General features: G+C 50.1%; 11 protein-coding genes. All 11 read left to right on the plus strand.

The annotated features are described in order from the left end of the window. Window positions 1-59 precede the first annotated feature (59 nt). The 11 genes from DW931_RS08420 to DW931_RS08470 all read left to right on the plus strand — a co-directional run bounded on the left by DW931_RS08420 (window position 60) and on the right by DW931_RS08470 (window position 13525). Entirely contained in the window at window positions 60-704 is a 645-nt protein-coding gene (locus DW931_RS08420) for an MBL fold metallo-hydrolase (protein ID WP_022359324.1), read from the plus strand. Continuing rightward, a complete protein-coding gene (hemZ, locus tag DW931_RS08425) occupies window positions 701-2152 on the plus strand; it encodes a coproporphyrinogen dehydrogenase HemZ (RefSeq protein WP_118468152.1) in 1452 nt (483 codons plus the stop codon). Before DW931_RS08420 ends, hemZ begins: the two co-directional genes overlap by 4 nt. Before the next feature lie 148 nt (window positions 2153-2300). Next, window positions 2301-3563 (plus strand): histidine--tRNA ligase, encoded by a 1263-nt coding sequence (hisS, locus tag DW931_RS08430; protein WP_107000509.1) that lies wholly within the window; start codon window positions 2301-2303, stop codon window positions 3561-3563. Window positions 3564-3616: 53 nt separating this feature from the next. Then, entirely contained in the window at window positions 3617-5425 is a 1809-nt protein-coding gene (gene aspS, locus DW931_RS08435) for an aspartate--tRNA ligase (RefSeq protein WP_107000508.1), read from the plus strand. Window positions 5426-5832: 407 nt separating this feature from the next. After that, a complete protein-coding gene (locus DW931_RS08440) occupies window positions 5833-6510 on the plus strand; it encodes a response regulator transcription factor (RefSeq protein ID WP_022359328.1) in 678 nt (225 codons plus the stop codon). Further along, complete coding sequence (locus tag DW931_RS08445) at window positions 6507-8264, plus strand: HAMP domain-containing sensor histidine kinase (RefSeq protein WP_118468150.1); 1758 nt, start codon at window positions 6507-6509, stop codon at window positions 8262-8264. Before DW931_RS08440 ends, DW931_RS08445 begins: the two co-directional genes overlap by 4 nt. 384 nt (window positions 8265-8648) lie before the next feature. Next, entirely contained in the window at window positions 8649-9368 is a 720-nt protein-coding gene (locus DW931_RS08450) for a C40 family peptidase (RefSeq protein WP_022359330.1), read from the plus strand. 264 nt (window positions 9369-9632) lie between these two features. Then, window positions 9633-9857, plus strand: coding sequence for a hypothetical protein (locus DW931_RS08455; RefSeq protein ID WP_118468148.1), 225 nt, complete (start codon window positions 9633-9635; stop codon window positions 9855-9857). Between the two features lie 343 nt (window positions 9858-10200). Beyond that, complete coding sequence (locus DW931_RS08460; RefSeq protein ID WP_022359332.1) at window positions 10201-10512, plus strand: rhodanese-like domain-containing protein; 312 nt, start codon at window positions 10201-10203, stop codon at window positions 10510-10512. Window positions 10513-10653: 141 nt separating this feature from the next. Continuing rightward, window positions 10654-11820, plus strand: coding sequence for a class I SAM-dependent RNA methyltransferase (locus DW931_RS08465; protein ID WP_118468146.1), 1167 nt, complete (start codon window positions 10654-10656; stop codon window positions 11818-11820). Beyond that, window positions 11810-13525: a lectin like domain-containing protein gene (locus tag DW931_RS08470; protein WP_118468144.1), complete on the plus strand. Its 1716-nt coding sequence runs from the start codon at window positions 11810-11812 to the stop codon at window positions 13523-13525. Before DW931_RS08465 ends, DW931_RS08470 begins: the two co-directional genes overlap by 11 nt. The last annotated feature ends 7 nt before the right edge of the window (window positions 13526-13532 follow it).

Raw genomic sequence — 13532 nt, forward strand, 5'->3', positions numbered from 1 at the left:
TCTATATTTCACAGGTACTTACACCCTGTGAAAGTTTCACATATTATTAGGAGGAAAAGATGGAGATAAAACGGCTGATCGTGGGAATGGTCCAGACGAACTGTTATATTGCGGTGCATCCGGAGACGAAAGAAGCTGTGATTGTCGATCCGGGCGATGAGGCGGCGCGGATTGAGGATGCACTGGCGCAGACCGGAGCGAAGGCAAAGGCGATTCTGCTGACTCATGGACATTTTGACCATGTGACGGCGATGGAAGAGCTGAGACGGGATCTGGGCGTGCCGGTCTATGCCTGTGAGCAGGAGCAGGCGGTCTTGGCGGATCCGGATAAGAACCTGTCCGTCCAGTTTCAGGGCGGCGGTCTGCATCTGAAAGCGGATATGCTTTTGAAGGATGGAGAGACGTTCGAGGCAGCGGGCTACACGTTCCAGATGCTTCATACACCGGGACATACAGAAGGTTCCTGTTGTTATTATGTAAAATCAGAGAAGGTGCTGTTTTCGGGAGATACCTTATTTGAAGGTTCTTACGGACGCATCGATTTCCCGACTGGAAGCGGACGTCAGATGATTCATTCGGTGGCAGATATCCTTCTGAACCTGCCGGATGATACGAATGTATATCCGGGACACATGGGATATACGACGATCGCCGACGAAAAACAGTACAATCCGCTGGCGGGATACAGGGGGCGCGAAGCATGATAGCGATTTTGTTAAATGACGCGTCCTTTGAACAGGATATCCGTGAGCTCCTGATGGCATTTTATCCGGGCGAGACATTTACGCACAAGGAAGAGGAAGCCGGGGAGACGGAGCTGATTGTACGGGGAGTCCGGGACGGAAACTCGTTTTCACTGGATGTGACGCCGGTGAAGAAAGAAGCTGTTCACTTTGCTTTGATTTATCCGGATTTTTCCAACCGTTTTCAGACGAAAAATGAGATCAAACAGACGTTATACCGTCTTTTGAGTGCCCAGACCGGCAGAGAGCTTCCGTGGGGGACGCTTACCGGCATCCGTCCGACGAAGATTGCGCTCACGAAGCTGTATGATGGCTGGACGGACGAGCAGATCGAGACCTATATGCGCGAGACGTATTTCACCAGCAAGGAAAAGATCGATCTGAGCATCGACGTGGCGGAGCGCGAGAGACGCCTGCTGTCCACGATCGATTATGAGAATGGGTACAGCCTGTATGTGGGAATCCCGTTCTGTCCGACAACCTGCCTGTACTGTTCGTTTACGTCGTTTCCGATTGTGAAATGGGAAAAACGGATGGACCTCTACAAAGAGGCGCTTTTTAAGGAAATGGAATATGTGGCGGAGCAGATGAAGGATCGCCCGCTTTCGACCATCTATTTTGGAGGCGGCACACCGACCTCGTTAAATCCGCAGGATCTGGATGAGATCCTGACAAAGGTGGAAGAATTATTCCCGGTGGAACAGGCAGTTGAATTTACCGTTGAGTCGGGACGTCCGGACAGCATCACGCGCGAAAAGCTGCAGGTGCTCCGGAATCACGGCATTTCCCGTATTTCCATCAATCCGCAGACGATGAAGCAGGCGACGCTTGACCTCATCGGACGCCGTCATACGGTGGAGGATGTGAAGGAAAAATTCCTGCTGGCGCGGGAGTTGGGATTTGACAATATCAATATGGACCTGATCGTGGGTCTGCCGGAGGAGACGATCGACGATGTCCGCCAGACAATGGAGGAGATCAAGGCACTCAGACCGGACAGCGTGACGGTGCATTCGCTGGCGATCAAGCGCGCGGCGCGCCTGAATATCTATAAGGAGCGCTACGGAAATCTGAAGATTGTCAATACACAGGAGATGATTGACCTGACCGCGCAGTATGCCGAGGAGATGGGACTGAAACCGTACTATCTCTACCGCCAGAAAAATATGGCGGGCAATTTTGAAAATGTCGGTTATGCGGTTCCGGGCAAGGAATGTCTCTATAATATATTGATTATGGAAGAAAAACAGACGATCGCCGCCTGCGGTGCGGGAACGACCACCAAGGTTTATTTCCCGGCAGAAAACCGGATTGAGAGGGCGGAGAATGTCAAGGAAGTTGAGCAGTATATCGACCGGATCGATGAGATGATCGGGCGGAAAGAGAAGCTGCTTGGACGAAGAGAGTAAAAACGAAAAATTCACAGATACAGGGTGTCAGATGCAGAAAAACACTTTGTAACAGAGAAACATAAAAATCCAGTTTCCAGCATGGAAAAGTGAAGTTTCCTTTGCACAGGAAATATGGTTGCAGAAAGACATAGAAGGAGTTTGACACATGGCTTTAAAGAAAAAACCAGTTACAGGCATGAAGGACATTCTTCCGGGCGAGATGGAGATCCGGGATTATGTGCTGAATATCATCAAAGATACCTACCGCGGATACGGCTTCTCGGCGATCGAGACTCCGTGCGTGGAGCACATTGAGAACCTGACCAGCAAGCAGGGCGGCGACAATGAGAAGCTGATCTTCAAGATTTTAAAGAGAGGCGAGAAGCTGAACGTCGAGGCAGCACAGACAGAGGCAGATGTTGTAGACGGTGGTCTCCGCTATGACTTAACTCTGCCGCTCAGCCGTTATTATGCAAACAATTCTGCTAATTTATCAGCGCCGTTCAAGGCGCTGCAGGTCGGAAGCGTATGGCGTGCCGATCGTCCGCAGAAGGGACGTTTCCGTCAGTTTGTACAGTGTGATATCGATATTTTAGGTGATGCGACAAACCTGGCTGAGATCGAGGAGATTCTGGCGCTTACCAAGGCGCTGAAGCGCATCTGCCCGGACAAGGCATACACTGTCCGCGTCAATGACCGTGCGATCTTAAAGGGCATGGCAGATTACAGCGGATTCCCGGAAAATGAGACCGATAAGGTATTTATCATTCTCGATAAGATGGATAAGATCGGTCTGGACGGTGTCCGCGAAGAGCTGCTTGCAGAAGGTTATGCGCCAGAGGCGGTTGAGAAATACACCGGACTTCTGGCGGAGATTCAGAACGATGCGGCAGGCGTCCGCGCGCTGGGCGAGAAGCTCTCCGGCGTGATGGATCCGGCAAAGGCGGAGAATCTGGCAACGATCATGGAGACTGTTAAAGCGGTTGCAGACATCGAATTCGGTCTTGAATTTGACCCGACGCTGGTGCGCGGCATGGGCTACTATACCGGAACGATTTTTGAGGTTTCCATGGAAGGCTTCGGCGGCTCCGTTGCAGGCGGCGGACGTTACGACAAGCTGATCGGCAAATTTACCGGCGTCGATACACCGGCGTGTGGATTCTCCATCGGTTTTGAGCGTATCATCACGATCCTGATGGATTCCGGTTTCAAAGTACCGGAGGCAGCCGGCAAGAAAGCATTCCTGTATGAGAAAGGTTTAAGCGGCGAGCAGTTCCGTGCCGTCTTAAAGAAAGCACAGGAAGAGCGCGCTAACGGCACCCGCGTGGCAGTCGCACAGATGAACAAGAACAAGAAATTCCAGAAGGAGCAGCTGGCGAAGGACGGCTACGAGGAGATCGTGGAATTTTACAAAGACAGTTTGAAGTGATTCAGTTTTTGAATTTTTCAGATAAAACTATAATAAACGGAGGAAATATTATCATGGCAGAATCTATGGCAGGACTGAAACGTTCCCATCGCTGTACCGAGCTGGGAACTGCCAATATCGGTGAGAAAGTAACCGTTATGGGCTGGGTTCAGAAGAGCAGAAATAAAGGCGGCATTATTTTCGTGGATCTGCGGGATCGTTCCGGTATCCTGCAGCTGATCTTCGAGGAAGCTGACTGCGGCGCTGAGAGCTTTGCAAAGGCAGAAAAGCTGAGAAGCGAGTTCGTTATCGCCGTAACCGGACGCGTAGAGGCACGTTCCGGTGCAGTAAATGAAAACTTAAAGACAGGTGCGATTGAGATCCGCGCGGATTACCTCCGCATTCTGGCAGAGTCTGAGACACCGCCGTTCCCGATCGAGGAGAACTCCAAGACCAAAGAGGATCTTCGCCTGAAATACCGTTACCTGGATCTGAGACGTCCAGATATCCAGAGAAACCTGATGACAAGAAGCCGCGTGGCTATCCTGACCCGTGCATTCTTAGCAGAGGAAGGCTTCCTTGAGATTGAGACTCCGACTCTGATTAAAAGTACTCCGGAGGGCGCGAGAGACTACCTGGTACCGAGCCGTGTACATCCGGGCAGCTTCTATGCACTGCCGCAGTCTCCGCAGCTGTTAAAACAGCTTCTGATGTGTTCTGGATATGACCGCTACTTCCAGCTGGCACGCTGCTATCGTGACGAGGACTTAAGAGCCGATCGTCAGCCTGAGTTTACCCAGATCGATATGGAGCTTTCCTTCGTTGACGTTGAGGACGTTCTGGATGTCAATGAGCGTCTGTTAAAGAAGCTCTTCAAGGAGATCTGCAATTACGATCTGCAGCTTCCGATCCAGCGTATGACCTGGCGCGAGGCAATGGATCGTTTCGGTTCCGATAAGCCGGATCTGCGTTTCGGCATGGAGCTGAAAAACGTATCGGATGTAGTAAAAGACTGCGAGTTCGTTGTATTTAAGAGTGCACTGGAAAATGGCGGCTCTGTCCGCGGTATCAACGCAGAAGGACAGGGCGCTATGCCGAGAAAGAAGATCGATGCGCTGGTTGAGTACGCAAAAGGCTTTGGTGCAAAAGGTCTTGCATATCTGGCAATCCATGAGGACGGTACCTACAAGTGCTCCTTCTCCAAGTTCATGAAGCCGGAAGAGCTGGATGCACTGGTGGCTGCTATGGGCGGTAAGCCGGGCGATCTGCTTCTGTTCGCAGCTGACAAGGATAAAGTTGTATTTGATGTACTTGGAAACTTACGTCTGGAGATCGCTAGACAGCTTGACCTCTTAAAGAAGGATGATTTCAAGTTCCTGTGGGTAACCGAGTTCCCGCTGCTTGAATATTCAGAGGAAGAGGATCGCTACGTAGCTATGCACCATCCATTTACCATGCCGATGGAAGAGGATCTTCCGCTGATCGATACCGATCCGGGCAAGGTACGTGCAAAAGCATACGATATCGTCCTGAACGGTACCGAGATGGGCGGCGGTTCTGTCCGTATCCATCAGGCAGACATCCAGGAGAAGATGTTTGAGGTACTTGGATTCACGAAGGAGAAAGCACAGGAGCAGTTCGGCTTCCTGTTAGACGCATTCAAATACGGAGTACCGCCGCACGCTGGTCTGGCTTACGGTATGGACCGTATGGTTATGCTGATGGTCGGCGCAGACAGCATCCGCGACGTCATCGCATTCCCGAAGGTAAAAGATGCTTCCTGCCTGATGATGGAAGCACCGTCTCAGGTTGATCCGAAACAGCTTGAAGATCTTTCCATTGGTGTGGTCGAGAGCGATGAAGCGGAGAAGACCGAAGAATAAAATATAAGATATGGAACAGCCTGGGAAGACTGTGAAATAGAAAGCAAACAGGGCTGGATGAGAAATGCAGGGAAATACTGGATTTTGTCGGACAGTCCTGTTTTGCGTGTGAGATGAAAAAGTTCCATTTGTCCTTGGCAACTGAATATATAAATTGCTTGCATTGGGGAGCCCAGGAGGATGGAAAAGGATTTTGTCTACAGTCTGAGAATGTGCCAAGGCACATTCTTTTTTATAATAGGCGCTTTTCTATATGTGGCAGAAACTATGAATCTTTTGTGAACCTATGGAATCTCCCACCCGAATCTGCTAAAATACAGACAGATTGAGAATGTAATCAGGATATGACAGCGTGGAAAGAGGTTCTGTCATACACGGCAGAGTAAAATAAATGAGGTGAAGATTTTATGGATAAGATTAAAATACTGGTCGTGGACGATGAGGCGAGGATGCGGAAGCTGGTGAAGGACTTCCTTTCGATTAAAGGGTATCAGGTGCTGGAAGCCGGGGACGGCGAGGAGGCGGTGGATCTGTTTTTCCAGCAGAAGGACATTGCGCTGATTCTTCTGGATGTGATGATGCCGAAGATGGACGGCTGGGAGGTTGTGAAGACGATCCGCAAGTATTCGCAGGTGCCGATCATCATGCTGACGGCGAGAGGCGAGGAGAGCGACGAGCTGCAGGGCTTTAATCTGGGCGTGGATGAGTATATTTCCAAACCGTTCAGTCCGAAGATCCTGGTCGCACGTGTGGAGGCGATCCTGCGCCGCAGCAACGGCGGCAGCCAGGATGTGATCGATGTGGGCGGCATCCACATTGATAAGACGGCACATCAGGTCAGTGTGGATGGAAAACCGGTGGATTTAAGCTACAAGGAATTTGAGCTGATGACGTATTTTGCAGAGAATCAGGGAATTGCGCTTTCGAGAGAAAAAATTCTGAATAATGTATGGAATTATGATTATTTCGGCGATGCGCGGACGATCGATACGCATGTGAAGAAGCTTCGGAGTAAGCTGGGCGAGAAAGGCGAGTACATCAAGACGATCTGGGGCATGGGCTACAAATTTGAGGTAAGCGAATGAAACGTTCGGTCCGATGGAAATTTACAATCATATTTGCCGGGTTGATGACGGTTGCAATCGCGCTTATCTGGTGTATCAATAACTGGTTTCTGTCCGGATATTACCAGAATTATAAGATTCATACGCTGGAAAAGGGATATCGGGCGATTGACGCGATTATCCAGGATGAGGTCCGGAATGGCGAGAGTTCGCTGGAGGACGCACAGGCGGAGCTGAATTCGGGTTGGAAAGAGTACCAGAAGTCGAAAGATGGAAGTTCTGATATGGACAGTGCGGATGGCGGTTCGGCTCAGTCTGGTAAAAATGGAACCGGTGATAGGGCTGGCGATGAGACACAGGATGCGCTGGGTGAATATGCGGAAGGTGACACGGTGGTGCTGGAGGATGACTCGGAGGATGCATCGGCGGATGTACTGGATAGGGAGGAAGCTTCGAGCGGCGGTGTCCGGCTGGCAAATGTGATCCGCGAGCTGCGTGACCGGTCGAATATTTCCCTGCTTTTATATGACAGCGAGAGTGACCAGACACTCGTCTCCTCGGCGCGGGATGTGGAAGTCATGCGTGACCGGGTGCGGCGCTATATCGTCGGTCATGCGGGGGCGAAGCGGGATGTATTGCGGGAATATGACAACTACATGATTCAGAAGACGTTTGACCCGCTCAGCAAGACGTTTTATCTGGAAAGCTGGGGATTTTTCTCGGATAATGCGACCATTTTCATCATGACGATGCCGATGGAGAGCATCCATGAGAGCGCGGCTATCTCAAACCGGTTTCTGATGTTTGTTGGAATCGTGGTAATTCTGGCGGGAAGTATTCTGATTTATTTTATTACCCGGCACATTACAATGCCGATCAAACGGCTGTCGGAGCTGTCGGAAAAGATGTCGAACCTGGATTTTGATGCCCGCTATGAGACAAGCCGCCGCTCGACGGAGGAAATTGATACGCTTGGAAACAGCATGAATGTGCTTTCGGAGCGCCTCAAGACAACGATCGGGGAACTGAAAGAGGCGAATGCACAGCTTAAAAAGGATATTGACGAGAAAGTGCAGATCGATGAGATGCGGAAGGAGTTCATTGCGAATGTGTCGCATGAGTTAAAGACGCCGATCGCGCTGATTCAGGGCTATGCGGAAGGACTCGTCGAGGGCATGGCGGAGGACAAGGAGAACCGCGATTATTACTGCGGCGTTATCATGGACGAGGCTGGAAAAATGAATCGGATGGTGCGCCAACTTCTGACCTTGACGGCGCTGGAATTTGGGGGAGAACGGCTGTCTGTGGAGCGGTTTGACCTGACGGAGCTGATTGCCAGTGTGATTTCTTCTTCCGGTGTGCTGCTTAAGCAGAATGAGCTGACTGTGGATTTTGACGGGAAGGAACCAGTCTACGTCATGGGCGATGAATTTAAAATAGAGGAAGTCATCACCAATTACCTGACGAACGCGATTCATCATGTGGGTGGCAGGGAGAAGAAGATTCAGATTCGGATTGACCACCGGCGCGATGGAAAAGAGGTTTGCGTGGAAGTATTTAACACGGGAAATCCGATCCCGGACGAAGCGCTTCCGAACCTTTGGACGAAGTTTTACAAGGTAGATAAAGCGAGAACGCGGGAATATGGCGGCAGCGGCATCGGGCTTTCGATCGTCAAGGCGATCATGGAGATGCACCATAAGGCGTGCGGTGTGAAGAACCATGAGAACGGTGTGGAGTTCTGGTTTACGCTGGACACGGCTGGTGAAAAATGAAAATAAAATTTTGCCAGAGACAGAATCTTAGAATTATGAAATATGTTTCAGAATCGTGATTTGCATTATATATGAGATGATATAAAAAACACTTGAAAATACAGGGAATTTCGGCAGCCTGGGGCAAAAATATTTTGTCCCAATATGGTTGAAATTCCCTGTATTTTTGCGTTTTTTTGTCCGAAATTAAAATCTTAAATAAATATAAAAGATCCGTCATTTCCTTGACAACGAAAAGAAAAGAAAATATAATAATAACGTAACAAGATTTAATAATTATGTAACATTTCGACCGATAGATAACACCACAGCGATTGGGACTCGATTCTTTTGTTTCAGCAATATCTGCGGGAATCACAAAATCTAATTAAGGAGTTTTGAAGCATGAATTTAAATAGAACAAAGAAACTTTTCAGTATGGTATGCGTGTGCTCAATGCTGACCATTGGCAGCGCGCAGGCAGCTTTTGCGGGGCCGTCTACAGGTTATGAGAGCGACATGGTGGCAACCGTGGCAGCAGACCTTTCGATCTATGCGGATGAGGATGAAAACTCAGAAGTAGTAGCGATGGCTGAAAAGGGCGAGTCCTATGACGTAGTTGGAAAGGCAGATGACAGCTGGATCAAGGTAGCGGCCGGTGAGATGGAAGGCTATTTGAAGGTTCAGAGTAGCGTTATGCTCAGCAAGGCAGAGGAAGCAGCTGCAGTCGCAGATGCATTTGTCGCAGAGCAGAGCAATCTCTCGACCAGAGAGCAGTTAGTCAATTATGCACTGCAGTTTGTAGGTGGACGTTATAAATTTGGCGGCAGCGACCCGCACACAGGGGTTGACTGTTCTGGTTTTACGAAATATGTGATGCAGCACGGTGCCGGTGTGAGCCTGAACCGTTCTTCAACTTCCCAGTCCAAGCAGGGTACAGCAATCAGCGCTGACCAGATGCAGCCGGGCGACCTGATTTTCTACGGAAGCGGAAGAGGTATCAACCATGTAGCGATGTATATCGGCGACGGCAAAGTGGTACATGCTTCAACTGAAAGAACTGGCATCAAGACTTCCCCATGGAACTACCGCACACCGGTTAAGATTGTGAACGTGCTGGGTTAAGAATGAATTTACGAAACATCTGCATTGAACCTTTTCATGAAAAAAGGGTTGGATGCAGATGTTTTTTGATTTCATAGGAAATTGCGTCCGATGAAACAAAAAAATATTACTGGCATAAAAAGTAAGAATTACCCTGCATACTTTCGCAGTAAAATTCCATACTAAGACCTGTAACAAGAAAGTGACGGTTAAGCGGCTGTTCACAGGAAGCCGGAACCGACACGTAGAAAACCTGACAGGGCAGGAATTTAGGAGGAATGACTTATGTCAAGCAAAAACAGTTACAGCAACTATGATAACAGTGCCGAGAAAAACAGCACCAAAAATGCATCCAAGAACAGCTCTAATTATGGTTCCAACCAGAGCCAGAACCGCATGCAGAACCAGAGCCAGAACCGCATGCAGAACCAGAGCCAGAACCGTTCCAGAAATAGCTCTAAAAACCAGTATCAGGACAAGACAGAGGATGATTACAGCGATTGTGACTGATGAGATAGGCAGATAAGAGAAAAAATAGTGAATGCCGGGAATGCGGAATATCCACCGTTTCCCGGCATTTGTTCGTTTCATAGGAAATTACGTCCTATGAAACAAAAAACGCTCCGCTAGGATGTGCACTTGCGCAAAGCAGAAACATGTCGCAAGCGACCGCGCGAGACACCCGGATGTGCCAAGGCACAGTCTTTTGTACTTTCGTGCCAATGGAAGAGGCTGCCGCATCTCCTCCGACACCTGTCCGCCGGACAAAGCATATATTAATATTACATAGAGTTAAAAAAGAAATCGGGTTCTGTCAGAAACCGTTTTTGTATAAAATGAGGAGGGATGACGGATGTATCAGACCATACCGGTGCGGTATCTGGACGCGTGGCTGGAGCAAGGGTACACGGGACGGCTGATTGACCTTCGGACGCCGGAAGAATATAATGTGTCTCACCTCTGCGAGGCGGAAAATATTCCATTTTTATGGCTTCAGGATAACCGGCAGACACTTACAGGTGAACGTCCGCTTCTGTTTTACTGTGCGCGGGGGAGTGAAAGCCTTCTGGTGTGCGGCTGGTATGACCGGATGGGATATGAAGTTTATAATCTGGGCGGCGGTTACCGCTTTTATCAGGGGAAGTATCAGTGCAGCCTGAGATAGACACTTTTGCCGCGGCTTTTCATTGACAGATGCAGACCAGTCAACTAGAATAAAAATGGTGAAGACTGTAATGAAAATAAAAGGATTCTTTGCATGAAATGATTTGGCAATGAATCCACAGAGAGATAAGAGGAAAAAAGATTGGAACGATATGAACTGATTGCTCCCTGTCATTTTGGACTGGAAGCAGTGTTAAAAAAAGAGGTAGTGGATCTGGGCTATGAGGTTACCGAGGTGGAAAATGGTCGCGTAACCTTTATCGGCGATGCGGAGGCGATCTGCCGTGCGAATATTTTTCTGCGGACGGCGGAGCGCGTCCTTTTAAAAGTGGGAAGCTTCAAGGCAGTGACCTTTGACGAGCTGTTTGAGGCGACTCGTGCGATTCTGTGGGAGAAATATCTTCCGAAGGACGGTAAATGCTGGGTTAAAAAGGCGTCGTCTATTTCGAGTAAGCTGTTCAGCCCGTCGGATATCCAGAGAATTATGAAAAAGGCGATTGCCCGTCATATGCAGGAATATTACGATCTGGACCGGATGCCGGAGACGGGCAATGAATATCCGCTGCGCGTCTTTTTCTATAAGGATCAGGTGACAGTCGGTATCGATACGAGCGGCGAGTCGCTGCACAAGCGCGGTTACCGTCAGATGACGAGTAAGGCGCCGATCACGGAAACACTGGCAGCGGCGCTGATTCTTCTGACTCCGTGGAAAGCGGACCGGATTCTGGTCGATCCGTTCTGCGGAAGCGGTACTTTCCCAATCGAGGCGGCGATGATCGCGGCCAATATGGCACCGGGCATGAACCGTTCCTTCCTGTCGGAGAGCTGGACAAACCTGATTCCGAAGAAATGCTGGTACGACGCGATCGATGAAGCGACCGAGATGGTGGATGATACCGTAAAGGTAGACATTCAGGGCTACGATATTGACGGCGAGGTAATCAAGGCGGCGCGGGAAAATGCGGAGAGAGCCGGAGTGGATCACATGATTCATTTCCAGGAGCGCCCGGTGGCGCAGCTGAGCCATCCGAAGAAATATGGCTTTATTATCACAAACCCGCCTTACGGCGAGCGTATCGAGGAGAAAAAGAACCTTCCAGCGCTCTATAAGACGATCGGTGAACGGTTTAAGGCGCTGGATTCCTGGTCGATGTACCTGATTACCGCGTATGAGGACGCAGAGCGCTATATTGGCAGGAAAGCGGACAAGAACCGGAAAATCTACAATGGTATGATGAAGACGTATTATTATCAGTTTATGGGTCCGAAGCCGCCGAGAAGAAAAACGGGGGATCAGGTTGAAGCGTAATGTTTTCTATGGGGCGCTTCTGGTGCTTCTGCTGGGATTTCTGGTACGCGAGAACCGTCTGATTCATATTCCGAAGCAGGTGGAAAAGACGGAGGAGAGCGCCGAGTGGCAGCCGGAGTGGTATGAGCAGATGGCCGAGGAGATTAATGACAGCCCGATCACGCTGGAAGTCGATGGAACAATGGTCGATCCGCAGCTTGGAAGCTTGAGAATGTCGCAGGACGGGCAGTTTATGATACCGTATGGGATGCTGCCGGACGCGCTTTCCTGTGCGGCGCTTCTCTACGATGGAAACCGGCTTGTGATGGAGCGCGGCAATACTCATGCGGAGATGACGGTCGGAAGCCCGGAACTTTTGCTTGGGGAGGAGAGCCAGACGATTGCAGCACCCCCAGAGTGGGAAAATGGAATCCTGTATGTGCCGCTTGAGGCGGTGACGGAGGTATTTTCCTATGAAGAAAATTGGGATGCAGAGAACCGGAAAATGGAACTGACCGGGTCAGAGGATCCAGCCACGTTTTTGTCGGAATCCTATGATTACCGGAAGGCTGGCCGGGCACCGGCGGTTAAAAACCAGGGGAGTCTCGGAACGTGCTGGGCGTTTGCATCGGTAATGGCGCTGGAAAGTCGTGTCCGGCCGGAGTGGAATGTCAGCTTTTCGGAGGATCATATGTCCCTCCGGAACAGCTTCCATTTTTCACAGAATGCCGGGGGTGAGTATACGATGTCGATGGCGTATCTGCTGGCGTGGCAGGGGCCGGTGCTGGAAGAACAGGATCCATACGGCGACGGCTATTCGCCTGACGGTTTAAGCCCTGCTTGTCATGTGCAGGAGATACAGGTGTTGCCGGAGAAGGATTATGAGGCGGTTAAACGGGCGGTTTATCTGTACGGAGGCGTTCAGAGCTCCCTGTATACGGCGATGGTCAGTGACCGCGACGACACGCATTATTACCGGAAAGAGACAGGGGCGTACTGGTATAATGGCGATGAGAAGCCAAATCATGACGTTGTGATCATCGGCTGGGATGACCACTATTCGAGAGACAATTTTAACCAGCCGCCGGAGGGGGATGGCGCGTTTATCTGCGCCAACAGCTGGGGCGGCGAATTTGGGGACGATGGGTATTTTTACGTGTCCTACTATGATACAAATATTGGGATCCACAACATTCTCTATTCTGGAATCGAGTCGGCAGATAATTACGACCACATTTACCAGACAGATCTGTGCGGCTGGGTCGGGCAGCTCGGTTACGGAAAAGAATCGGCATTTTTTGCCAATATTTATACGGCAGAGGAGAAAGAAGAGCTGGAGGCAGTCGGTTTCTATGCAACCGGGGAAAATACATCGTATCAGGTATATACCGTGACGGACGCCGAGGGCAGCTCCCAGTTCGGGCGGCGCAGAAAGGTGGCTTCCGGGGAGGTTGTGAACGCCGGATATTATACGGTTTTGCTGGATAAGACGGTGACGCTGGAGGCAGGCGAACGGTTTGCCGTGATTGTCGAGATCACGACGCCGGGAGCGATTCATCCGGTGGCGATCGAGTACAGTTCGTCGGATAAGGGACTGACGGTCGATTTAAGCGACGGTGAAGGCTATATCAGTTACCGCGGTTCCTCCTGGGAGCGCGTGGAGGCGGAGCAAAACTGCAATGTGTGTTTGAAAGCGTATACGAGAAATGTGGATTCCTGGAATTGATTGCTGG

The sequence above is a fragment of the Clostridium sp. AM43-3BH genome (assembly GCF_003479985.1).
Taxonomy (GTDB): Bacteria; Bacillota; Clostridia; order Lachnospirales; family Lachnospiraceae; genus Otoolea; species Otoolea fessa.

Excerpts from the sequence above, each read along its gene's own strand:
- DW931_RS08420 (WP_022359324.1), top strand. The coding sequence starts at position 60 with ATGGAGATAAAACGGCTGATCGTGGGAATGGTCCAGACGAACTGTTAT.
- hemZ (WP_118468152.1), top strand. The coding sequence starts at position 701 with ATGATAGCGATTTTGTTAAATGACGCGTCCTTTGAACAGGATATCCGT.
- hisS (WP_107000509.1), top strand. The coding sequence starts at position 2,301 with ATGGCTTTAAAGAAAAAACCAGTTACAGGCATGAAGGACATTCTTCCG.
- aspS (WP_107000508.1), top strand. The coding sequence starts at position 3,617 with ATGGCAGAATCTATGGCAGGACTGAAACGTTCCCATCGCTGTACCGAG.
- DW931_RS08440 (WP_022359328.1), top strand. The coding sequence starts at position 5,833 with ATGGATAAGATTAAAATACTGGTCGTGGACGATGAGGCGAGGATGCGG.
- DW931_RS08445 (WP_118468150.1), top strand. The coding sequence starts at position 6,507 with ATGAAACGTTCGGTCCGATGGAAATTTACAATCATATTTGCCGGGTTG.
- DW931_RS08450 (WP_022359330.1), top strand. The coding sequence starts at position 8,649 with ATGAATTTAAATAGAACAAAGAAACTTTTCAGTATGGTATGCGTGTGC.
- DW931_RS08455 (WP_118468148.1), top strand. The coding sequence starts at position 9,633 with ATGTCAAGCAAAAACAGTTACAGCAACTATGATAACAGTGCCGAGAAA.
- DW931_RS08460 (WP_022359332.1), top strand. The coding sequence starts at position 10,201 with ATGTATCAGACCATACCGGTGCGGTATCTGGACGCGTGGCTGGAGCAA.